Genomic DNA, 20809 nt, shown 5'->3' with positions numbered 1-20809 from the left:
AATCCTTTCTGTTTTAGTCGGTGATCGTCAGGTGGTGCTCGCCCAGGAGGCGCTTGAGGTCACGGGGCGCCGCGCCGAGCGGACGCTGCGAGGGTGCTCCGCCTAGCCATTCGCGCTGGAGTTCGGCAGCGAGCTGGCGGGCACTGTCGGCCGCCAGGCGTGCCTGAATCTGCCGCACCGGTCCATCATCGGCAGCACTGGCGCGTTGCAGGGCGCGCGCCGCGGCCAGGCGTACCTGCAGGTCGCCGACCGCGGCGATCACCAAGGGGTCGCGGGCGCGTGATGACTTGGGCAGCGCCTGGCGCAGCTGCTCGAAAACCTGTTCGGCAAAGGTCAACTCTGCTTGGGTGGCGAAGGCGAGATCGGTCATGGCATCAGTTCCAGGCGTGACGGGGCGGCTCGACGCCGTTGAGCAGGTAGTTGCCGATGAGGTGATACTTCCAGCGCACCGGATCATGCAGCGTATGGGTGCGGGCATTGCGCCAGTGACGGTCATGGCCGAAGCGTTCCGAGACGCTACGGGTGCCGCCCAGCTCGCACAGGCGATTGGCCGCTGCCAGGGCGATCTCGGTCGAGGCCACCTTGGCCTGACCCACCACCACCGAGGCCTCGGCGACGACCTTCGCCGAGGGGGCGGCCAGCGCCCGATCCACCGCCGTCCCCGCCTCTTCCAGCAGCGCCTCGGCCGCGGCCAGGCGCCAGCTCAGGTCGCCGATCAGCGCCTGGCTCAGCGGGTCCTGCCAGCCATGTTCGAGGCCGCTGTCGGTCCAGGGGCGGGCCTGGCGCGCCGCCGCCAAGGTCGCGGCGAAGGCGCCCCGGGCGATGCCGACATCCACCGCGGCCTGGATGATCTGGGACACCGGGCCATCCGCCGTGGGTCGCTCGAAGGCCTTCCAGGCCGGCAGCACCGCGCTGCGCGGCACGCTCACCCCCTTGAGCAGCACGCGGCCGCTGGCCGTGGTGCGCTGGCCGAAGCCATCCCAATCGTCGATCACCGTCAGGCCGCCGGCGTCGCGCGGCACCAGGGCCAGATGCGCCAACCCCTCCTCGTCCAGCGCCACCGTGGGCACCACATGGGCGAACAGCGCACCGGTGCAATAGGCCTTCTCGCCATCGATCCAGGCCGTGTCACCGGTGAAGCGGATGCGCGTCTCGAACTGGGTGACGGTCTTGCTGCGCGCCTCGGAAAAGGCATTGCCGAAGCGATAGCCCTGGAGCACCAACCCCAGGTAATGCCGCTGCTGCTCGGGATTGCCGGTCAACAACAGGTTGTTGACCACCCCCAGGTGGTTCTGCGGCAGTTGCCCCAGGGACGGATCGGCCGCGGAAATGCGGGCAATGACTTCCGCCACCGTGCCGAAACCGACCCCGGCGCCGCCGAAGGCGCGCGGCACGGTGATGGCCCACAGCCCGCTGGCCGAGAAGCGTTCGAGTTCGGCCCAGGGCAGACGCCGCTCCTGATCGCGGCTACGCGCCTCGCGGGCGAAGTCGTCCGCCAGGGCGGCTGCCGCGTCGAGGGCTTCGGCGGCGTCGCGCAGGACGGTGGCGGGACGTTCGGGGGCGGCGCGGGGAATGGCATTGAGCGGAGTGACAGCGGCCATACAGGGACTCCCAGAAGGATACCCAGCAGGTAGAGCACGCCCCATGCCAAATCAAAAAGTCGTTGTTTTTCAGACATCTAAGGTAAGTTTGCGCTACCTGACAGTTGTCAGACGAACATTCTGTTGAAGAGCTGTTGGTCAGCAGACAGGGCTTGGCGCTGGCAGCGCTCGAGTCGGCGCGGCATCCTGGCAGGACCCGCGCTCGCACCACGGCTCCCAACCGGTATCGCCAGCGAGTGGCATGCGGCAGCGCGCGCACTATACTCGCCACTTCCTACCCCGAGGTGCCCCATGGCCAACGATACGTCCAAGCTCGACCGCATCCTCGCCGAAACCCAACGCGAGCGTGAACGCGGCTATCGGGAAAAGGCGCTGAAGATGTACCCCCACGTCTGCGGCCGTTGCGCCCGCGAGTTTTCCGGCAAGCGCCTGAGCGAACTCACCGTGCATCACCGTGACCACAACCACGACAACAATCCCCAGGACGGCTCCAACTGGGAATTGCTCTGCCTGTACTGTCACGATAACGAACACAGCCGCTATACCGATCAGCAGTACTTCACGGAGGGCTCGCTGAGCACCCCCTCGGTGGCCAAGGCCACCCACAATCCCTTCGCCGCCCTGGCGGGGATGTTGAAGAAAGACTGAGTGCAGCTGCAGGGCGAGCGCCTACCCCGGTTTATTGAGCTAGGCGCGCTCGTCCTTGGCGGTATCCATGACGATATAGCTGACCACCGAATGCACATGCGGCAGCACCCCCAGGACCTGAGTGTGGAAGGCGCGGTAGGCCTGCATATCGGCCACCTCCACGCGCAGCAGGTATTCCACGGCGCCGGTCACGGTATGGCACTCCACCACGTCGGCCGAAACGCTGATGGCCTTTTCGAAGGCATCCAGCACCTCGCGAGTGTGACAGGACATGCCCACGGCGACGTAGACGACGAAGCCAAGACCTACCAGCGTGCGATCCACCACCGCGCGATAGCCCTTGATGACACCGGAACGCTCCAGCTCCTGGACGCGCCTCAGACACGCAGAGGGTGAAAGCCCCACCCGCTCGGCCAGTTTGACGTTGGTCTGCCGCGCGTCTCTTTCGAGCTCACGCAATATTCGGCGGCTGAGACGATCCAGCTCGATCATTGATTGCATTCCTGCATGGACTTACCCAATCTTTGCAATCTTAGACCGGATACCGAGCAATAAAATAGGCGCTCCCCCAGCCGCTACGCAACGTCCTTGCTCATGACCGATCTCGCCGTGCTCCTGCCGTTCCTGCTGTTCTGCCTCATCATGACCGCCACACCCGGCCCTAATAACGCGCTGGTCCTCGCCAGTGGCGCGCACCTCGGCGTCAGACGCACCCTACCCTTGATCCTCGGGATCGCCCTCGGCGTGGGGCTGCAATTGGCGGTGCTGGGCCTTGGCCTCGGCGTAATCCTTGACGCCCTGCCTGGCTTGCAGCGGCTCCTCGGCGTGCTGGGACTCGCCTATCTCCTGCTGCTGGCTTGGCGGATCGCCACCAGCGGCCCGGTACGCCTCGACGCCGAACCCAGCGGGCACCCAGGACTGCTCGGCGGCGCCGCCTTCCAGTGGCTCAACCCCAAGGCCTGGACCCTATCCATCAGCGCGGCGGCGGCCTATATCCCGGTGGAAAACCACGGACTGAACGTAGCCCTGGCGGCCACCTTGCTAGCCATGCTGAGCGTCCCCTGCGTCGGCATCTGGGCTGTGGCCGGTAGCGCTCTGCGCAACTGGCTGACAGAGCCACGCCGTGCCCAGGCGTTCAATCTAGCCATGGCAACCCTCCTGCTGCTGGCGACCCTATCGCCGCTGTACAGGTTGCTCACTGGCTGAACCTAGCGAGCTCCTTTTGGATGAGCAGCCTTGGGCATCGCATGCAGAGGCACTGTGGGAAGATGGCGGTTTCGCTAGCCAGCTCCGAGACACCCGTGCCCCCTACCGACCGCTACGGCCTGCCCCTTTCGACCGCTTCCACCCAGGCTGCCGACGCCTACGACAATGGCGTGGACCTGCTCCTGTCGCTGTGGCCCGGTGCGGCGCAAGCCCTGGACGAAGCCATTGCCCTGGACCCTGACTTCGCCCTCGCCCATGCCGCCCGGGCGCGCCTGCACCTGATCGATAACCAGATCAGCGCAGCGCGCCAAGCCATCGCCCTGGCGCGGCGGCTGGTCGAGCGGCGTGGGACGGAGCGTGAGCTCAGCCATGTGCAGGTGGTGCAGGCGCTGGTGGCGGGTGAATCCGCGCGGGCGCTGCAAGGGGCGCTGGACCATGCCGATCGCTGGCCGCGCGACATCCTCATCCTGGGTCTGCCGCTAGGCGCCTTCGGGCTGCTGGCGTTTTCCGGGCGGGCCGATCACGACCAGGCGCGAGTCGACCTGTGCGAGCGCCACGCCCGCCATTTTGCGGCGGACGATTGGTGGTTCCTGACCTATCGCGGCTGGTCCCATGGCGAGAACGGCGATGTCATCCGCGGAAGGGCGCTAGCCGAAAGAGCCCTCGAACTCCGTCGGAACAATGTCAACGCCGCCCATGCGCTGACCCATGTGCTGCACGAATCCGGCGATAGCCCGGCGGCCAAGGCGCTGATCGCCGGTTGGCTGCCCGAGTATCCGCGCCACGGCACCCTGCACGGCCATATCGCCTGGCATGGCGCCCTGGTGGCCCTGGAACAGGGGGACAGCCAAGGCGCGCTGGGCTTCTACGAGCGCTATGTGGCGCCTGCCGTCTCTACCGCGGGTCCGCTCAATCGGGTGAGCGACAATGCCTCCTTCCTCTGGCGTCTTTCGCTCTATGGCCATGAGGTGCCGCCAGGACTCTGGCAAGCCATGGCCGCCAGCGCCGCCGGGCTGTTCGAGCAACCGGGCCTGGCCTTCATCGACGTGCATATGGCGCTGATCGCAGCGGCGACCGGGGATCGCGCCGCCGTAGCCGCGCGCGTGGAGGGTCTCGAAGCACTCAGCCAGGCCGGCAAGCTAGCGGCCGGACCGGTCGTCGCCACCCTCTGCCGCGCCCTGCTGGCCTTCGCCGAGGAGGATTACCGGGGCTGCGCGCGCCTGCTGGAACCGGTGCGGGTGGACGTAGTGCGGATCGGTGGCAGTGGTGCCCAGCGCGAAGTCATCGAAGATACCCTGCTGGTGGCCCTGATGCGCGGCGGCGAGCCTGCCAAGGCGCAGGCGCTGCTGGATGAGCGGCTGCATCGCCGTCCCTCGTTGCGAGATCGCCGTTGGCAGGCGAGTCTTGGCTCGTAGACGCCACTCTAGCCAGGGGCTGTCGTAACTAGACGAACAGCTGTTTATCTATGGACGCAAAAAATCTATATTTGCCTCTAAGGATGGAGAAATATCATGTCCAACGCAGCAGCAGTCGCCAAGTTTTCGAAAAGTCAAAGTGCGGTTGGCTTACGAGCGGCGCTCAATATTCTGGAAAGATGGCAGGCCTCCTGTGAGCAGAGCTGTAGGATCCTGCGCATCTCGCGTAGTACCTACACGCGAGCGCTGCAACGCGAGGGCGATTGGTCGGTGAGTCTGGATACCGATCAACTTCAGCGCATCAGTCTGGTGCTCAACATCCATTCCGCTCTCCGCGTAGTCTTTGACAACCCGGAAAACGTCTACGGTTTCGTCGCCATGGCGAATTACCACGAGTTCTTCAATGGCCGTTCGCCGCTTGAAGTCATGGCTCAGGGTGACATGATCGCGCTCTACGAAACCTTTCGGCGAATCGATGTTCTGCGGGGTGCCGGGTGGTAAGGCTGGAGGCTCTGCCCCTGCGACCGGGCCAGGGCCTGCAGGGGCATCGGCTGGTCAACTCCAAGTTTCCGCCCATTGCCCTGTTCGAGGATGTCGCCGATGCCGAGGACTTCGAGGTTCTTTACCAGTTGCAGATGCTGACCAACCCGCGGTTACAGAACGAATTGGGAAGATTGGAGCTGATCCCGCGAGATCAGATTCCATTTGGTATTTCCGGATGCACCTATGCGGTAGCCCCCTTCACTCATGTGAATCCCGCGGGTTCGCGTTTCAGCGATGGTAGCTTCGGCGTTCTTTACCTGGCCGACCACCCCGATACGGCATTGGCCGAAGTTCGCCATCACCAGGAGGCCTATTGGTCGAAGGTCCCGGCGCTGAAATATGAACGCTTCGTCTTTCGCGCCCTGACAGTGAGCTTTTCCGACCAAGGTCTGCGCGATGCGATGTCGGTCGCCATCAGCGATCCCATATACGACCCCCAGCACTATGGTGCCGCCCGCGCGCTGGGGCTGGATGCCAAACGAGCGGGCTGCCCAGGATTGAGTTATCACTCGGTGCGACGGTCGGGCGGGCACTGCTGGGCCTTGCTGACACCCAGATCGGTCACCGCCGTGGTTCAGGCCGCGCCCGTGGAGATGATCTGGAGCGGCGGCATCATCAGCGTCAACCGGATCAGTGCACTGCCCAGTTGAACACCCGTCGATCAGTCGAACGCGAGAATAGCTGCCCAAGGTGCAGACTCAGACATGGGTCAGATACCACCGCCAATCCTGCTCGCCCACTTCAGCCATGAACTGTCGATACTCCGCACGCTTGATGGCGAGAAAGACCTCGACGAAGCGCTCGCCCAAGGCCTCGCGGATCCAGGCGGAGCGCTCCAGAGCCTGCAGCGCGGTGAACCAGTCGGTGGGCAGGCACTCGGTGGCCTGTTCGTAGCCGTTGCCGACGATGGCGGGGCCGGGACCGCGCTGATCACGGATGCCTTCGTGGGCAGCGGCCAGGATAGCGGCAGCGGCCAGGTAGGGATTGGCATCGGCGCCGCAGATGCGATGTTCGATATGGCGACTGCTGGCCAGACCGCCGGGTACGCGCAGGGACACGCTGCGATTGTTCACGCCCCAACTCTTGGCCAGCGGCGCGTAGCTATTGGCCTGGAAGCGCCGATAGGAATTGGCGTTGGGGCAAAAGATGGCCAGGGAATCCAGCAGTCGGTGCAGCATGCCGCCGATGGCGTGGCGCAGTAGCGGCGTGCCCTGTGGGTCCTCGCTGGCGAAGAGGTTGTTGCCGGCGGCATCGGCCAGGCTGAGGTGCAGGTGCAGACCGCTGCCGGCCTGGTCACCGAAGGGCTTGGCCATGAAGCAGGCCTGCAGCCCGTGCCGGTTGGCCACGCCCTTGACCAGGCGTTTGTAGCGCACGCCTTCGTCGAGAGCCTGGAGCGCATCGAGGCGATGCAGCAGGGTCAGTTCGAGCTGGCCGGGGGCGTATTCGGAGATGGCCGTGCGCACCGGCAGGCCCTGCACCTCGCAGGCGGCGTAGAGATCATCGAGAAAGGGCTGTAGCTGTTCCAGTTCATAGACGCCATAGACCTGGGGGGCTCCGGGCCGGGTGCCATTCATCTGCAGCGCCGGTTGCGGGCGGCCCTGGGCGTCGCGCTCGCGATCGAGCAGGTAGAACTCCAGCTCCACCGCCATCACCGGGTAGTAGCCATCGGCTTGCAGGCGCTCGATCACTCGCACCAGCGCATGGCGCGGATCGGCGGGCGCCGCCGGCAAGCCTTGGGTCGGGTGCATGCTCACCTGCACCTGTCCGGTCGGGGTGCTGCGCCAGGGTTGCAGGGTCAAGCTGCCGGGCAGCGGATAGGTCCAGCAGTCGACATCGGCCACGTCCCAGACCAGGCCGGTGGCTTCGACGTCTTCGCCCTGGAGGGTCAGGGCCAGGATGGAGCTGGGCAAGGGTCGGCCCTGCTCGTAGATCGCCAGCAGTTCGTCGCGATGCAAGAGTTTGCCGCGGGGCACGCCATTGGCGTCGATCAGCAGCAGTTCGATGCTGCGCACCTCGGGATGGGCAGCGAGGAAGCTACGGGCTTCCTGGGGGTCGGCGAATCTCATGGATATCTCGTGCGGTCAGACCCGGGCACCCGGCAGCGCCAGCAGCTCGGTAAGGCCTCTGTCGAGGGTGGCGAGCAGCCGGTCGACATCCGCCAACTGAATGTCCGGGCAACAGAGGGTCATGTTGTGGAACGGCGTGATGAGGATGCCGCGATTGATCAGATAGAGGTGCAGCGCCTGTTGCAGGCTGTCGTGAAAGGCCGCCTCGGCCTCGGCGCCATTGGTGGGCGGCGTGGCGCAGAACTGGAACTCGCAGCGGGCGCCGAGTTCGGTGACCGACCAGGCGAGGCCGTGACGGGCGATCAGCTCACGCAAGCCGCTGGCGAGGCGCGCGGCCATCGGCAGCATCTGGGTGTAATAGGCTGCAGGCGTCATCACCTCTTCCAGGTTCACCCGCAGGCAGCGCATGGCCAGGGCGTTGGCCGAAAGCGTGGTGCCCATGCCGCTGTGGCCGTGTCCATGGCTGGTCGCGCGGGCGTGCTGTTGCGCCAGCCGCATCGCCTGGGCCATCTCGTGGGTGCAGCCATAGGCCGAACAGGGCACGCCCCCGGCGATGGGCTTGCCGAAGGTGATGAAGTCCGGTTGCAGGTTCCAGGCCCGGGTGCAGCCGCCCGGGCCGGTGGACAGGGTGTGGGTCTCGTCGATGATCAACAAGGTGCCATGCTTGCGGCTCAGGGTGCGCACCTGGTCCAGGAAGCCGGGGGCCGGCAAGACCATGCCGATGTTGGTCATGGCCGGCTCGCAGAGGATGGCGGCCACGTCGCCCTGGGCCAGCGCCGCCTCCAGCGCCGCGACATCGTTGAAGGGCACGGCCCGGCTGGTCTCGGCGAGGTTGCGCACCTCACCGATCAGGCCTCCCCGGTGCACGGTGCGCCCGTCCTGATGGCGCACCATCACGTCGTCGACGGTGCCGTGGTAGCAGCCGTCGAATACCAGCAGCGTCTTGCGCCCGGTGATGGCGCGCGCCCAGCGGATCACATAGCGATTGGCATCGGTGGCGGTGGTCGCCACCTGCCAGAACGGCAAGCCGAAGCGCTCGGCGAGCAATTCGCCGGCAATCACCGCATCCTCGCCCGGCAGCATGGTGGTCAGGCCGCGTGCGCCCTGTTCGGCCAAGGCCCGGGCGATGGGCACGGGCGAGTGGCCGAACATGCTGCCGGTATCGCCGAGACAGAAATCGACGTATTCGTGCCCATCGACATCGAAGAAACGCGCGCCCTGAGCGTGGCTGACGAAGAGTGCGCTGGGCATCGACCAGTCGTTCATCCAGTGCATGGGTACGCCACCGAACAAGGAGTGCCGCGCTCGCTCGGCCAAGGCCAGGGACTTGGGATTGCGCGCCAGGAAACGCTCACGCTCGCGGGCGGTGAACGTCTCGATCGCCGCCTCGCCGATGCCACTGGTAGTCATGGAAAATCCTCTGCGCTAAGGGCTGGACGACCGGGCTCAATGGCCGGCCGACACGCCGCAATCGATGGCCATGTCCGCCCCGGTGATGGAGCGGGCGGCGGGCTGACACAGGAAAAAGGCCAGCTCGGCGACCTCTTCGGGTTGAATGAAACGTGCCTCCTCGCCTTGCGGATATTTCGCCAGCAGCTCCTGCAGGTAGCCGGCTGGATCGCCATTGCCATAGCGCTCGGCCTGGAAGCTCAGCATCGGTGTCGCCACATCGCCCGGGGAGATGCTGTTGCAGCGCACGCCGCTGGGTGCCAGATCCAGCGCCAGCGCCTTGGTCAGCAGGGTCACCGCCCCCTTGCTGGCGCAATAGACGGCGGCGTTGCGGTTGCCCTGGCGACCGGCGTCGCTGCTGATGTTGACGATGGCGCCCCGCGTGGCGCGCAGCGCCGGGATGGCGGCGGCGCAGAGAAAGAAGGTCGCCTTGAGATTGACGTCCAGTACCAGGTCGAAGTCTTCCTCGCTGAAGCTCTCCGCCGGGCCCTCCCGCCAGATTCCTGCGCAGTTGATCAGGGCATCGAGGCGCCCCAGCGTCGCCTGCGCGGCCGCGACCACCTCTTGGGCGGCGCTGGCGCGTCGCAGGTCCGCGGCGTGGCAACCGGCCAACGCTCCCTCGGCCTGCAGCTCAGCCAGGGCCGCGGCATCGAGATCGGTGCCGAAAACCTGCCAGCCGTCGTTGGCGAACTGAGCACGCATGGCCTGACCGATGCCACCCAAGACTCCCGTGATCAACACGACTGGCTGCATATCAGGCTCCTTTGTTTTCGATACGGCTGTTGCCGCCATCCACCACCAGCCACTCACCGGTGATGTAGCTCGCCGAGGGCGAGGCCAGAAAGGCCACCGCCGCGGCGACCTCATCGGGGCGCCCGGCCCGACCGACCGGCACCCGGGTCGCCGCCCGGAGTTCCTGCGGCAGGCTGGAGCCGGTGGCGATCCAGCCGGGGGCCACGGCGTTGACCGTGATGCCCTGCCCGGCCACTTCCAGGGCCAGGCTCATGTTCAGGCCGACCAAGCCGGCCTTGGCCGCGCTGTAGCCCGCCTCACCCGGATTGCCGGCGCGGAGACCGGTGGCGGAACTGACATGGACGATGCGGCCATAGCCGCGCCGTTGCATGCCGGGCAGCACCGCGCGAGTGAGCAGGAAGGCAGTGGTCAGGTTGCGCGCCAGGGACAGGTTCCACTCGGCGAGACTCATGTGCGCCACCTCGGCCAGGGGCTCGGGACTGCCCTGCATGGCCATACCGGCATTGTTCACCAGGATGTCGATACGTCCCCAGCAGGCCTCGGCCCATTGGGCGAAATCGACGACCGCCGCTTCCTCGGTGAGGTCCAGCGCCCCGCCCTCCACGGCGAAGCCAGCATCCTTCAGTTCTTCGACCCGTTCGCTGATCCGCGTGCCGCTGGCGGTGACGATCAATTTCGCCCCAGCGGCCCCCAGACGCCGAGCGATGGCCATACCAATGCCGGATCGACTCCCCGCGCCACTGATCAAGGCCACCTGACCCGTCATCGTCTCGAACATAGCGGACTGCGCTCCCTCGCTGTTTCGATGGACTCTAGGCGCCTCTGGCTGATACAAAAAGACGATCGTTATCAGAGAAACTGACAACCATGGCCTTCACCAGCGAAACGCTCCGGGTCTTTCTGGCCGTGATCGACGAAGGCTCCTTTTCCGCGGCCGCCCGGGCGCTTGGCCGGGTACCGTCCGCCGTCAACATGGCCATTTCCCAATTGGAAGCGGAGCTGGACCTGGTGCTGTTCGACCGCGCGACCCGCAAGGCCCTGCCCACGCCCGCAGCCCGCGCCCTCGAACCCCAGGCACGCCAGGTGGCCAGCCAGCTCAATCTGCTCGACGCCCATGCCCTGCAGCTGCATGCGGGCCTGGAGCGGCGCTTCGTGCTGGTGATGGCGCCCGAGTTGCAAACCGGCGCCTGGAGCCGGCCGCTCGCCACCCTCGCCGAGGAATTCCCGGCGTTGGAGATCGAGATCCGCTCAGCGGCGCGGGCCGAGGCGATTCGTCTGCTGCACGAAGGCAGCGTGGACATGGCGTTGATCTTCGAGCGTCCCGGGATCGACGAGCACGAGGGCTTCGCCGAGGCCGGCAGCCAGTTGCTGACCGCAGTGGCCGCCCCTGGCTATCCCTTCACCAGTGGCGGCCGGCCGCTGGACGAAACGCTGATGGCCGACACCCGCCAGATCGTGGTGGCCGGCGGCGACCGCAATGCCTCGGATCCCCAGATCGTGCTGTCGCAGCGGGTCTGGCTGACCGACAGTTACCTGGCCACCCTCGACCTGGTCCAAGCCGGCCTCGGCTGGGCCTATCTGCCCCACCCGCTGGTACGGCCGCTGATCGTCGCCGGGCTGCTCGAACAGGTGCAATTCGACAACATGGCCAGCCAGATCCGCCGCTGGATCGACGTCATCTGGATCAAGAACCGCCCCCAGGGCCTGGGGGCGCGGCGCTATCTGGAATTGCTACGCGAGCAGATCGGGACCAAGCCGGAGTAGAAGGTGCCCTAACCCCAGGTAGCTATTTGATCTGGCTGGTTGCCCATCGCCCAGGTAGCATTGCGGAACGATTCTCATCTAACGCTGTAACTGCCCAGGGAAAGCGATGTTCGACTTAACCCATGTAAGCTTTTCGCTCAACGGTCGCGCCTTGCTGCATCCGGTATCCCTGCAATTGCCACGCGGGCGGGTCATCGGCTTGATCGGCCACAATGGTTCGGGAAAGTCCACGTTGCTCAAGTTGCTGGCGCGTCAGCTCACACCCTCCAGCGGCACCCTGACCCTGGACGGTGAGGATCTGGCCAACTGGAAGACCCAGCATTATGCGCGGCAGGTGGCCTACCTGCCGCAGCAGTTGCCGCCCGCGGAAGGCATGACCGTCAGAGAACTCGTTGGCATGGGCCGCTATCCCTGGCACGGCGCCCTCGGTCGCTACGGGCAAAAGGATCGCGATCACATCGCGCGGGCGCTGCAGCTGACGGGGACCGATAGATTCGCCGACCAACTGGTGGATACCCTCTCGGGCGGTGAGCGGCAGCGAGTATGGCTGGCGATGTTGCTGGCACAGGACACCCGCTATCTGCTGCTCGACGAGCCCACCTCCGCGCTCGATATCGCGCACCAGGTCGAGGTCCTGCAGCAGGTCCAGGCGCTGGGCCGGCAACTGGACCTCGGTATCATCCTGGTGCTGCACGAGATCAACATGGCGGCGCGTTATTGCGACCACCTGATCGCGCTAAGGGCGGGCCGCGTATTGATCGAGGGCAGCCCTGCCGAGCTGATGAACGGGGATACGCTGCAGGCCATCTATGGCATTCCCATGGATGTCCTACCCCATCCCCACGATGGCACCCCGCTGGGTTTTCACCGCTAGCCCGACACCGTTAGTCCGCCGTCGCGGGCTGCGGGTCCTTGAGCAGCGGGCAGTTGCTGCAGAGTTCTTCCTCGGGCAAGCGGTAGCGGATGCAACAGACCCGCCGTTGCCGCCACTGCCAGGTTGACGACTCGGCCCCGCCTTCCAGGGGCAGTTCGACGTAGATCACCGGCTTGAACAGCGGATTGCGCGCGCCCTGGGCATCGGTCGGCTGCTCCAGCCAGTGCTCGAAGGGTGGTAGCGCACCGGCCCGGGGCCGCACCTTGCGCAATTCGCCGAGGAACCATTCCAGGTAGTTGCCGGCGTTGCTCCAGAGCACCTTGGGTGACACCCTGATCTGCGCACAGGCGCCTTCGATGAAGGGGCGTAGATTCTCCAGCACCAGCGGCTGGAGCAGGTCGGGATGGTCCGCCGCGAAGGCCGCGCCCGCGTGGGGCAGCACGAAGGCTTCCGGCACCCGGGCGTCGTTCAGCACCAGCCCCAACTGATCCACCGCCAAGGGCAGGCGCCAGCGCAGCAATAACGCCGCCGCCACCACCGGCGGAATCAGTCGCGAAAAGTAGTACTTGGACCAGACAGAGAGCAGTGCCCGCCGATCCAGCCTCGGGTCCCCGCCGTAGCTGTCCAGCAGATCCGGCAAGCCCTCTTCGAGCAACCGGCCCAGTGGGATCACCGACTCCCCTGCCGTCGGCAGCCGCAATACCGTGGCGAACGACTGGAGGGGGCCGGTGAACAGAGGGGCGAGAGCGGGAATCATCGGTTGGGCGATCCGATAGCGATGAGATCGGGATTCATCCCGTTACCTTAGGCGGCTGCCCGATTGAGGCCAAGTGCGGCGGCAACTTCCCTCTCATGCCAACACGCAACGGTCGAAGAAGCGCTCGCGTTCGAGCAGCATGAGCGCGGCGCGTTTATGGGGAAAGTCGAAGTCTTTCTGCCGATAGAAGCCCTGGCATTGCAGGTGGCCGATCATGCGCTCGTTGTCGGCGCGGGGTTCGCTGACGATGCGCCGGGTGCGCGGCTCGTCCAGTAGCAGGTAGTGCACCAGCGCCGGCAGCCAGCAGGCCACGCGCTGGGGGCCGCGCAGACTCTCTTCGCCCACCAGCATATGGATGCCACGATCATAGTCATCCACGGCGTAGAACGGCGCGATGCGGTCTTCGGCCGCCCAATAGGCTTCGAAGTAGGCGAAGGGCTGGTCGTCCAGGCTACCGATCAGGGTCAGCACATGGGGATCGGCGGCCTGCCGCTGCAGGTAGGCGCGGTGCTGCGCGAGGCTGCCCTCCTCCTGCCAGAAGGCCGCTACCCGCGGTTGATTCTGCCAGCGATGGAACAGCGGCAGGTCCTCCTCGACCGCCAGGGCACGCAGGGCGATCCAGGCGCCCAGCCGATGATCGTAACGGCGATAGACTTCCTCCGTCGGCTTGGGTGGGCGGCGCGGGTGACGGCGCTGGCCGGTCAGTTGCGGCAAGGCCGGATAGCCCGCGCTGCTCGGCTGGCGCAACCAGGGTTGTGGCCTTTGCCAGAACTGGGCACGCCAGGTGCGCAAGTCGCCCTCGGCGGTCTGGGCAAGCAATCCCTGACGCAAGGCCTCGGGCAGCGTCGGCAAGCCTTCCCAGAGCAGCGCAGGCGCCTCGGGCGCGCGCAGCAGCAAGCCCAGGGCGAGCACCGCCAGGCGTTCGACGGTCAGGTCGGCGCCCCCGCCCTTGACCGCGACCTTCAGCCCCTCCGGCACGGATTGCTCGCGACAACGCAACCAGAGTTCGTCGCCGACGCGCCACAGGCTGTCGCCATCGAGGCTTTCGTGGACCAGGCGCAACCCGCCCGGCAATTGCAGGACCGAGGTCATAGCGGGATCTCGCGTGGCAGGGGGTCTTCGTGACGGCCTTCGGTCATGGCCACCACCACCTTGCGCGGCCCCTTGAAGGGGGCGCGTCCATGAGCGGTGAGCATGTTGTCGAGCAGCAGGATGTCGCCGGTGCTCCAGGGAAAGAGGATGCGGCTCTCGTCGAGCACACCGCGAATCTCGTCCAGGGCGCTGTCTTCCAGCGGCGCGCCGTCACCGTAGAAGACATTGCGTGGCAGGTCTTCCTCGCCGACGGTCTCGAGTAGGACCTCGCGCATCTCCGGCTCCAGCGCAGAGACATGGAACAGGTGCGCCTGGTTGAACCAGACCCAGTCGCCAGTGCGTGGATGCCGGGCGACGCCCTGGCACAGCTGGCGGGTGCGCAATTCGCCATCCGACTTCCACTCGCAGGCGATGCCACGGTCGGCGCAGAAGCGCTCCACGGCTGCGCGGTCCTCGGTGTCGAACACCTGCTGCCAGGCCACATCCAGGCCGTTGCCGTAGTTACGCACGTAGCTCAGCCGGCGTTCGGCGAAGCGCCGGCGCAAGGCCGGATCGATACGGGCGAATACCTGGCGGCTATCGGCGATGGGGGTCTCGCCGCCCTCTTCCGCGGCCTGGGCGCAATAGAACCAGATGCGCATGGGCCAGTCGCAGGTGTAGGCCTGCTCGTTGTGCAGCGGTATCCACTGGCGCGCCGGGTATTCGGTGGAGGTGTAGACGCCATCGGCCGTCACCCGGCTACGCGGGGTGGAGCCGAACTCGTAGTTCAGCAGCGGATGGCCGAAACGGGTGGCGAAGGCCTGGAAGCCGGCGACGCCGGGATCGGCGAAGCCATGCAGGAGAATACCGCCGGAGGTCTCCAGGTGCTGGTCCACCCGCTCCCGCAGCGCGGTGAAGACATCGCCCAACCCGCATCCCGGCTCGCGCGGGGACAGGCGTAGCGGCAGACCGGGCTCCAGCTCCAGGAGATCCGCAGGTAGCGTGGTCATGGCGGGCCTCCCGGCTAGTTGGACATGGCCTGGCGCAGGCTCAGCGGGCGCATGTCGGTCCAGACCTGCTCGATATGGGCCAGGCAGGTGGCTTTGTCGCCGCTGACGCCGACGGCGGTCCAGCCGGCCGGCAGGGCCTTGTAGTCCGGCCAGATCGAATACTGCTCTTCGGCGTTGATGACGACCTGGAACTGGGTGGTGTCGCTGTCGAAACTCATGGCAATCCTCCTGCAGGGCAACCGCCTCGTGCGGCTTTCCTCTTAGAGGACGAACGAGGCGCGCGGCTGTTCAGTAACCTTCATGGCGGTGGCGGCAGGCCCCGCAGCGCGGTGGCGACCTGGTGCGCCAGTACCGCCACGCTGGCCGGGCCGCCGAAGGTCCAGTAGGGACTGAGCAGGCTGGCATAGCGACCGCTGCGCGCCAGCGGCATGGCCTGCCAGAGCGCCGAGCGAAAGAAGGGATGCCCGGTCTGCTCGCCGACGAACAGCGCCGTGAGGTCCGGTACTGCGGCGATCTCCTGGACGTCATGGTAGCGATGCAGCACCCGGTCGGAGGCCAGCGGCCAGGGATCACGACCACCCAGGCGGCGGACCAGGGCATTGATCAGCACGCGCCGGTTGAGGGCGATGAACACCCCCTGCTGCGGCAACGGGAAGAGTACGGCCAAGGGCCGCCCGACGACGCCCGCCTGCTGGGCGGCGACCTCGGCGTCGGCCAGGGCGCGGTCCGCCTGGAGATTCACCGCTGCCGCCTCCCCGGTCCGTCCGAGCCGCCTACCGAGATCGCTGAGCAGCGCACTGGCGCGCGCCACGGCGTCATCGTCCGCGGTTTCCAGGCCGTAGCGGTAGAGCAGCGTCGGCGCCAGGCTCTCCAGCCGGCGGAACAACCCCAGGTGGAGATAGCCGGAGCCGAGGATCAAATCCGGCCGCAGCCGGGCGATGGTTTCGAGGTCGGGCTGCTGGCCACTGCCGAGGGGCTGGCTGTCCTTCAGCAGGTCAGCGCCGAGACCGACGTAGCGTCGATAGCCTGCCAGGTTGGCCACCCCTACCGGCGCCAGGCCCAGGGAGGTCACCAGTTCGGTGGCCACGTCGTCGAGGGTGACGATACGCAGCGGCCGCTCGGGTAGCTGCGCCGATTGGCGGGCGATCAGGTCGTCGGCCGCGCGCGCCGCGCCCGTGGCGAACCACAGGGCCAATAGCAGGACGAGTAAGGAACGAATACTCATCGGCGTGCCCGCCGATAGCTGCGCGCCAGCAGCAATAGAAAGGCCGGTGCGCCGAGGGCCGCGGTGGTGATGCCCAGGGGAATGTCCAGCGGTGCGAGACTCCAGCGCGCCACCAGATCGGCCAGCACCAGCAGGCAGGCCCCCAGCAGCGGCGCCACCAGCAGCCGCTGGCGCGCCCGGTGCAAGCCGAGCAGGCGCACGCCATGGGGCACCAGCAGCCCGACGAAGGCCACCGGCCCCACCACGGCCACGGCGGCCGCGATCAGCACACTGGCCAAGGCCACCAGCAGCAGCCGGCGACTGGCCACGGACAGGCCCAGGCCAGTGGCCACGCCTTCGTCCAACCCCAAGAGATCCAACCAACGTGCGGTCAGGGCGGCAGCCCCCAATCCCAGCACCAGCCAGGGTAGCAGCGCACCGACGTCGTCCCAGGTGCGACCGTAGCTGCTGCCCACCAGCCAGGTCAGCGCCTGGGCCACGTTGCTCGCATACTGGGCGATCAGCACGCTGGACAGCGCCAGCACCAGGCCGCTGATGGCAAAGCCGGTCAGCACCAAGCGCAGGGGCTCCAGCCCGCACCTCAGGTTGGCACCTATCACCCAGGCCAGGGCGAGGCCAGCGCCAAGCCAGGCCAGGGAAAAGCGCCATTCGGCGGCCAGATCCGGCACCAGGATGATCGCGGCCAGCACCGCCAGGCCGGCGCTCTGGCTGACCCCGAGGATTTCCGGTCCGGCCAAGGGATTGCGCGTCACCGCCTGCAGCAGCAGCCCGCTGGTGGCCAACAGGGCGCCGGCCCCGGCATCCACCAGTAGCCGTGGCAAGCGCAGATCCAGGAGCACCCGGGCCTCGGGCGCGCCATGGAGCAGCGCCTGTAGGAAGGCCCAGGCGCCCGGGCCGACCCCGCCGCAGAGGCCGGCCAGCACCAGGCCCAGCAACAGCACCAACAGGCCGCCAGCGAGGGGCAAGGCAGCGCCCCGCCGCGTAGGTGCCTCGCTATTCAGCAACCCGATGGCGGCACGGGTTCCGCCGCCGAGACGCGGCAACAACAGCAGCAGGCAAAGCGAACCCAGAAGTGCCGAGAGCACCCCCAGGGGCAGGCTGATCCAACCGGACAGCAGGCGTACCAGCATATCCGCGGCCAGGGTCAGCACGGCGCCCCAGAGGCCGGAGAGCGCGACCAGTTGGGAGGGTTTGCTTACGCCCAAGCCGAGACGTAACAGGTTGGGAGCGATCAAGCCAATGAAGCCTAACGGGCCGGCCAACTGGATAGCGAGGGCGGTCAAGGCGCTGGCCAGCAGCAGGCTGATGACCTTGACCCCGGCCGGCGGCAGACCCAGGCCGCGCATCTGGCCGTCACCCAGCCGCGACAGGTCCAACGGCCGCCGCAGCAGCCAGACCAGCAGCAAGGCCAGGGGCAGCAGCGGCGCGGCGATCTCCAGGTGATCCCAGCCCAGCTGCCGCAACGAGCCGGTATTCCACAACGAGAGGACCATGGCGGCCCGGTCGTTGAGACTGAGAAACAGGGTGATGGCCGCAGCCGCGGCCTGGGCGATGGCCACCCCGGCCAGGGTCAGGCGCAGCGGCGTGGTGTGCCAACCGCCGGCCATGGCGAAGGTGAACAGCGCGGCCAGCAAGCCGCCGAGAAACACCAGCGGCAGGCCGAGAAAGGCTGGCATTAGCAGGCTCAGGATGAGGCCGAGTTGGGCCCCGGCGGTGATGCCGAGCAGGTCGGGAGAGGCCAGCGGATTGCGGGTGACCACCTGCATCAGCGCCCCGGCGATCCCCAGGCTCGCCCCTACCACCAGGCCGGCCACGGCGCGCGGTAGTTGCAGCCACCAGAGTGCCAACCCCGGCCAGGAAGGAGTGGCGGACCAAGGGGCGATCCAGGCTTGCGCATTCGGCCAGCCAGAGGCGAACAACGCCTGCCAGAGGAACAGGCCGAGCAGCAAGAGGCCGCCCAGACCGATGGAAAGAGACCAAGCGGGCGACCGCGAAACGGCGCCCCTGGGAGACTGCGACATGGAGACTTCGCTTAAGCAACGCGGGCGAAGCCAGTTGGCTTCGCCCGTGACGGGAGAGCGGGACCCACGCCGACGACGGCGTGGGATTCGACCTTACCAGCGATAGGCAACCGTGCCTATGACGCTGCGTTCGTCGCCCCAGTAGCAACGACCGGCATCGTTACAACCCGAGACGTACTCCTTGTCGAACAGGTTCTTGGCATTGACGTCCAGCGACCAGTGCCGGTCGAAGTCATAGCCGATACCGGCATCCACCAGGGTGACGTCGCCGGTGGACAGCTTGCCGTAGGTGGTGGTGTAGGAGTACACGCTGTCGATGTAGCGCACCCCGCCGGAGAGACGCAGGCCGCGTAGCTCACCGTCCTTGAAGCGGTAGGTCAGCCAGCTGGAGGCGAAGTTGCGCGGCACCCCGGTCATCTGTCGATCCTCGAAGCGCGAACCAGGGGCATCCTTGGTGATGCGCGCATCGGTGTAGGTGTAGGCCGTTACCCAGTTCAGGTTGTCGGTGAGGTTGCTGTTGACCTCCAGCTCGAAGCCCTTGGAGCGACTCTCCCCGACCTGGCGCGGCAGGTTGTTCTCGGTGATGACGTCGTTGTCCTTGCGCAGGTCGAACGCCGAGGCGGTGACGCTGGTGTTCCAGCCCTTGGGTTCGTACTTCACCCCGACTTCGTACTGCTCGCTGGTGATGGGGCTGAAAGCCGGGCCGTTCACCGGCGGCTGCTGCACCGGCACGAAGCCGCGGGCATAGCTGACGTAGGGCGACAGGCCATTGTCGAACTGGTACATCAGCCCGGTCTGCCAGGTGAACTTGTGGTTCCAGTCGTCATCGTCCTGGGCGGGATTGAGCTGGGTACGCTTGTTGCGGTACTCGCTCTGGGCCCAGTCCATGCGGCCACCCAGCAGCAAGATCCAGTTGTCGTACTTGGTCTGCAGCTGGCTGTAGGTGCCGTACAGATGTTGCGTGAGCAGGCTGTTGGTCACCGAGAAGGGAGTGGTCGGTTCAACGCGGTAGACGGGATCGAACACATTGATGCTGCTGATCGCCCCGGCAGCCCAATCCTGGTTGAAGGAAGTCCGGTCATAGCCCGCGCCGAACAGCAGGGTGTGATGGAAATCGCCGGTATCGAACTTGCCTTCGAGCTGGTTATCCAGGGAGTAGACCATGGCCTTGTTCTGGCGATCGTAGGCCGAGGCCGACAGGGTGGTGCCGAAGCCGCCCTGGTTCAGGGTGTTCGGCCAGATCTCGTGGCGGTCGATGCGCGACTGCATGTAGCGGGAATTCTGGCGGAAGGTCCAGACGTCGTTGAACTGGTGGGAGAATTCGTAGCCGAGGCTCCAGGTCTCGCGCTCGAACTTGTCCCAGTCCGGGTCGCCGAGCATGGCGTGCCGGCTGAACTTGCCATTGGGGTTGTGCAGCAGGGTGCCCGCCGCCGGATAACCCAGTTCGATGGCGGTGCGGTCGCGCTGGTAGCTGGAGAGCAGGGTCAGGGCGGTGCTGTCGTTCAGGTTGAAGGTAACCGAAGGCGCGATATAGAAGCGGTCGTCGGGGACATGGTCCACCTGGGTATCGGACTTGCGTCCCAGCATGACGACCCTCCCGAGCACGCTGCCGTCGTCGGTGAGCGGCCCGGAAACGTCCACGCCCAGCTGGCGCCGGTTGTTGCTGCCATAGCTGGCCTGGACCTCGCCGCGCGCATCGGCGGTGGGTCTCTTGCTGACCAGGTTGACCAGGCCGCCGGGGGCGTTCTCGCCGTAGAGGATGGAGCTGGGCCCGCGGAACACCTCGACCCGCTCCAAGCCGTAGGGCTCGGTGCTGGTGTCGTAGCGGTTGCCCTGCACTCTCAAGCCGTCGCGATAGAGGCCGTAGCCGTAGTCGGTGGCATTGAAGCCGCGAATGAAGAAGTAGTCGCCGGCCAGACCATCGCCCACCGCGAACGGCGGCGCGAAGATGCCCGGCGTATACCCCAGGATATCGGTCAGGGTCTGCGCCTGCTGGTCCTCGATGCGCTGTTGGGTGACGACCGACACCGAGCGCGGCGTTTCCGCAAGCGGGGTATTGGTCTTGCTGGCGGCCGCGCTGTTGTTGGCCTTGTAGCCCACATCCGGGCCGACCGGCGAGGGTTCGGCCTCGGCGGTGATGGTCGTCGGCGCGATGGCGGCGGGTGCTTCCTTCGCCTGGGCCACCGCCTGGGTATGCCAGGCGACGGCCGCCGCCAGCAGAGTGATATGGAATCCGTGAGCTACGACTTTGTGCATGGCTAGCAACTGTCCTTGAAATGATCCTTAAAACCGCGCGCTAGGCGCGCCTCCCCCTAAACCGGCCCTACTTTATTACATGGCAATAAGATATCAAATCAGAATCGTTACTATTTAGAAAATAAAACGGGCTGCTGCCTTCCCTGGCCC

21 protein-coding genes are annotated in these 20809 nt (G+C 66.5%); 7 read left to right on the top strand and 14 right to left on the bottom strand.

Translation table 11 applies throughout. The features are described 5' to 3' along the window. Positions 1 to 13 precede the first annotated feature (13 nt). Both CCZ28_RS03760 and CCZ28_RS03755 read right to left on the bottom strand, forming a co-directional pair. Positions 14 to 370, bottom strand: a complete 357-nt coding sequence (locus CCZ28_RS03760) for a hypothetical protein (protein WP_140216025.1) — start codon at positions 368 to 370, stop codon at positions 14 to 16. Positions 371 to 374: 4 nt separating this feature from the next. After that, positions 375 to 1601 carry an SfnB family sulfur acquisition oxidoreductase gene (locus CCZ28_RS03755; RefSeq protein WP_140216023.1) on the bottom strand — a complete coding sequence of 409 codons (1227 nt, stop codon included), beginning with the start codon at positions 1599 to 1601 and terminating at the stop codon, positions 375 to 377. Between the two features lie 291 nt (positions 1602 to 1892). Here CCZ28_RS03755 and CCZ28_RS03750 point away from each other — a divergent pair, with 291 nt between their 5' ends. Continuing rightward, a complete protein-coding gene (locus CCZ28_RS03750; protein ID WP_058763016.1) occupies positions 1893 to 2249 on the top strand; it encodes a YajD family HNH nuclease in 357 nt (118 codons plus the stop codon). Positions 2250 to 2288: 39 nt separating this feature from the next. On the opposite strand, the gene CCZ28_RS03745 is transcribed toward CCZ28_RS03750, so the two are convergent. After that, positions 2289 to 2741, bottom strand: a complete 453-nt coding sequence (locus tag CCZ28_RS03745; protein ID WP_140216021.1) for an Lrp/AsnC family transcriptional regulator — start codon at positions 2739 to 2741, stop codon at positions 2289 to 2291. A gap of 102 nt (positions 2742 to 2843) precedes the next feature. Here CCZ28_RS03745 and CCZ28_RS03740 point away from each other — a divergent pair, with 102 nt between their 5' ends. The 4 genes from CCZ28_RS03740 (at position 2844) to CCZ28_RS03725 (ending at position 6063) form a co-directional block, all read left to right on the top strand. After that, positions 2844 to 3455: a LysE family translocator gene (locus CCZ28_RS03740; protein WP_140216019.1), complete on the top strand. Its 612-nt coding sequence runs from the start codon at positions 2844 to 2846 to the stop codon at positions 3453 to 3455. Between the two features lie 95 nt (positions 3456 to 3550). Beyond that, positions 3551 to 4870, top strand: a complete 1320-nt coding sequence (locus CCZ28_RS03735; protein ID WP_240795227.1) for a tetratricopeptide repeat protein — start codon at positions 3551 to 3553, stop codon at positions 4868 to 4870. Between the two features lie 96 nt (positions 4871 to 4966). Continuing rightward, positions 4967 to 5371 carry an antitoxin Xre-like helix-turn-helix domain-containing protein gene (locus CCZ28_RS03730; RefSeq protein ID WP_140216015.1) on the top strand — a complete coding sequence of 135 codons (405 nt, stop codon included), beginning with the start codon at positions 4967 to 4969 and terminating at the stop codon, positions 5369 to 5371. Then, positions 5365 to 6063 carry an RES family NAD+ phosphorylase gene (locus CCZ28_RS03725; RefSeq protein ID WP_140216013.1) on the top strand — a complete coding sequence of 233 codons (699 nt, stop codon included), beginning with the start codon at positions 5365 to 5367 and terminating at the stop codon, positions 6061 to 6063. Before CCZ28_RS03730 ends, CCZ28_RS03725 begins: the two co-directional genes overlap by 7 nt. A 48-nt stretch (positions 6064 to 6111) precedes the next feature. On the opposite strand, the gene CCZ28_RS03720 is transcribed toward CCZ28_RS03725, so the two are convergent. The 4 genes from CCZ28_RS03720 to CCZ28_RS03705 are packed head-to-tail and all read right to left on the bottom strand — an operon-like array spanning position 6112 to position 10459. After that, positions 6112 to 7479 carry a glutamine synthetase family protein gene (locus CCZ28_RS03720; protein ID WP_140216012.1) on the bottom strand — a complete coding sequence of 456 codons (1368 nt, stop codon included), beginning with the start codon at positions 7477 to 7479 and terminating at the stop codon, positions 6112 to 6114. A gap of 15 nt (positions 7480 to 7494) precedes the next feature. Continuing rightward, positions 7495 to 8889 (bottom strand): aspartate aminotransferase family protein, encoded by a 1395-nt coding sequence (locus tag CCZ28_RS03715; protein ID WP_140216010.1) that lies wholly within the window; start codon positions 8887 to 8889, stop codon positions 7495 to 7497. A 36-nt stretch (positions 8890 to 8925) separates the two neighbouring features. After that, positions 8926 to 9681, bottom strand: a complete 756-nt coding sequence (locus CCZ28_RS03710; protein WP_140216008.1) for an SDR family NAD(P)-dependent oxidoreductase — start codon at positions 9679 to 9681, stop codon at positions 8926 to 8928. 1 nt (position 9682) lies between these two features. Continuing rightward, positions 9683 to 10459, bottom strand: a complete 777-nt coding sequence (locus CCZ28_RS03705) for an SDR family NAD(P)-dependent oxidoreductase (RefSeq protein ID WP_140216006.1) — start codon at positions 10457 to 10459, stop codon at positions 9683 to 9685. Positions 10460 to 10548: 89 nt separating this feature from the next. Here CCZ28_RS03705 and CCZ28_RS03700 point away from each other — a divergent pair, with 89 nt between their 5' ends. After that, positions 10549 to 11445 carry a LysR family transcriptional regulator gene (locus CCZ28_RS03700; protein ID WP_140216005.1) on the top strand — a complete coding sequence of 299 codons (897 nt, stop codon included), beginning with the start codon at positions 10549 to 10551 and terminating at the stop codon, positions 11443 to 11445. A gap of 106 nt (positions 11446 to 11551) precedes the next feature. Further along, positions 11552 to 12319 carry an ATP-binding cassette domain-containing protein gene (locus CCZ28_RS03695; protein WP_140216003.1) on the top strand — a complete coding sequence of 256 codons (768 nt, stop codon included), beginning with the start codon at positions 11552 to 11554 and terminating at the stop codon, positions 12317 to 12319. Positions 12320 to 12329: 10 nt separating this feature from the next. Here the strand turns inward: CCZ28_RS03695 and fhuF are convergent, their stop codons facing one another. From fhuF to CCZ28_RS03660, 7 genes are all read right to left on the bottom strand, one after another. After that, positions 12330 to 13076, bottom strand: a complete 747-nt coding sequence (fhuF, locus tag CCZ28_RS03690; RefSeq protein ID WP_140216001.1) for a siderophore-iron reductase FhuF — start codon at positions 13074 to 13076, stop codon at positions 12330 to 12332. Positions 13077 to 13169: 93 nt separating this feature from the next. Beyond that, positions 13170 to 14168, bottom strand: coding sequence for a GNAT family N-acetyltransferase (locus CCZ28_RS03685; RefSeq protein WP_140215999.1), 999 nt, complete (start codon positions 14166 to 14168; stop codon positions 13170 to 13172). Beyond that, positions 14165 to 15157, bottom strand: a complete 993-nt coding sequence (locus CCZ28_RS03680) for a TauD/TfdA family dioxygenase (RefSeq protein ID WP_140215997.1) — start codon at positions 15155 to 15157, stop codon at positions 14165 to 14167. Before CCZ28_RS03680 ends, CCZ28_RS03685 begins: the two co-directional genes overlap by 4 nt. A gap of 14 nt (positions 15158 to 15171) precedes the next feature. Continuing rightward, positions 15172 to 15375 (bottom strand): MbtH family protein, encoded by a 204-nt coding sequence (locus CCZ28_RS03675; protein ID WP_140215995.1) that lies wholly within the window; start codon positions 15373 to 15375, stop codon positions 15172 to 15174. A gap of 80 nt (positions 15376 to 15455) precedes the next feature. Then, positions 15456 to 16382: an ABC transporter substrate-binding protein gene (locus tag CCZ28_RS03670; RefSeq protein WP_140215994.1), complete on the bottom strand. Its 927-nt coding sequence runs from the start codon at positions 16380 to 16382 to the stop codon at positions 15456 to 15458. Continuing rightward, positions 16379 to 18403, bottom strand: coding sequence for an iron ABC transporter permease (locus tag CCZ28_RS03665; RefSeq protein ID WP_240795226.1), 2025 nt, complete (start codon positions 18401 to 18403; stop codon positions 16379 to 16381). The genes CCZ28_RS03670 and CCZ28_RS03665 overlap by 4 nt, the downstream gene beginning before the upstream one ends. A 93-nt stretch (positions 18404 to 18496) precedes the next feature. Further along, entirely contained in the window at positions 18497 to 20659 is a 2163-nt protein-coding gene (locus tag CCZ28_RS03660) for a TonB-dependent siderophore receptor (protein ID WP_140215992.1), read from the bottom strand. Positions 20660 to 20809: the final 150 nt, after the last annotated feature.

The organism is Pseudomonas oryzihabitans (genome assembly GCF_006384975.1).
Lineage (GTDB): Bacteria > Pseudomonadota > Gammaproteobacteria > Pseudomonadales > Pseudomonadaceae > Chryseomonas > Chryseomonas psychrotolerans_B.
This window is presented reverse-complemented; position numbering and strand designations above follow the sequence as displayed.

Excerpts from the sequence above, each read along its gene's own strand:
- CCZ28_RS03720 (WP_140216012.1), bottom strand. The coding sequence starts at position 7,479 with ATGAGATTCGCCGACCCCCAGGAAGCCCGTAGCTTCCTCGCTGCCCAT.
- CCZ28_RS03740 (WP_140216019.1), top strand. The coding sequence starts at position 2,844 with ATGACCGATCTCGCCGTGCTCCTGCCGTTCCTGCTGTTCTGCCTCATC.
- CCZ28_RS03660 (WP_140215992.1), bottom strand. The coding sequence starts at position 20,659 with ATGCACAAAGTCGTAGCTCACGGATTCCATATCACTCTGCTGGCGGCG.
- CCZ28_RS03705 (WP_140216006.1), bottom strand. The coding sequence starts at position 10,459 with ATGTTCGAGACGATGACGGGTCAGGTGGCCTTGATCAGTGGCGCGGGG.
- CCZ28_RS03760 (WP_140216025.1), bottom strand. The coding sequence starts at position 370 with ATGACCGATCTCGCCTTCGCCACCCAAGCAGAGTTGACCTTTGCCGAA.
- CCZ28_RS03675 (WP_140215995.1), bottom strand. The coding sequence starts at position 15,375 with ATGAGTTTCGACAGCGACACCACCCAGTTCCAGGTCGTCATCAACGCC.
- CCZ28_RS03670 (WP_140215994.1), bottom strand. The coding sequence starts at position 16,382 with ATGAGTATTCGTTCCTTACTCGTCCTGCTATTGGCCCTGTGGTTCGCC.
- CCZ28_RS03695 (WP_140216003.1), top strand. The coding sequence starts at position 11,552 with ATGTTCGACTTAACCCATGTAAGCTTTTCGCTCAACGGTCGCGCCTTG.
- CCZ28_RS03685 (WP_140215999.1), bottom strand. The coding sequence starts at position 14,168 with ATGACCTCGGTCCTGCAATTGCCGGGCGGGTTGCGCCTGGTCCACGAA.
- CCZ28_RS03755 (WP_140216023.1), bottom strand. The coding sequence starts at position 1,601 with ATGGCCGCTGTCACTCCGCTCAATGCCATTCCCCGCGCCGCCCCCGAA.
- CCZ28_RS03715 (WP_140216010.1), bottom strand. The coding sequence starts at position 8,889 with ATGACTACCAGTGGCATCGGCGAGGCGGCGATCGAGACGTTCACCGCC.
- CCZ28_RS03700 (WP_140216005.1), top strand. The coding sequence starts at position 10,549 with ATGGCCTTCACCAGCGAAACGCTCCGGGTCTTTCTGGCCGTGATCGAC.
- fhuF (WP_140216001.1), bottom strand. The coding sequence starts at position 13,076 with ATGATTCCCGCTCTCGCCCCTCTGTTCACCGGCCCCCTCCAGTCGTTC.
- CCZ28_RS03750 (WP_058763016.1), top strand. The coding sequence starts at position 1,893 with ATGGCCAACGATACGTCCAAGCTCGACCGCATCCTCGCCGAAACCCAA.
- CCZ28_RS03745 (WP_140216021.1), bottom strand. The coding sequence starts at position 2,741 with ATGATCGAGCTGGATCGTCTCAGCCGCCGAATATTGCGTGAGCTCGAA.
- CCZ28_RS03680 (WP_140215997.1), bottom strand. The coding sequence starts at position 15,157 with ATGACCACGCTACCTGCGGATCTCCTGGAGCTGGAGCCCGGTCTGCCG.
- CCZ28_RS03730 (WP_140216015.1), top strand. The coding sequence starts at position 4,967 with ATGTCCAACGCAGCAGCAGTCGCCAAGTTTTCGAAAAGTCAAAGTGCG.
- CCZ28_RS03710 (WP_140216008.1), bottom strand. The coding sequence starts at position 9,681 with ATGCAGCCAGTCGTGTTGATCACGGGAGTCTTGGGTGGCATCGGTCAG.
- CCZ28_RS03665 (WP_240795226.1), bottom strand. The coding sequence starts at position 18,403 with ATGTCGCAGTCTCCCAGGGGCGCCGTTTCGCGGTCGCCCGCTTGGTCT.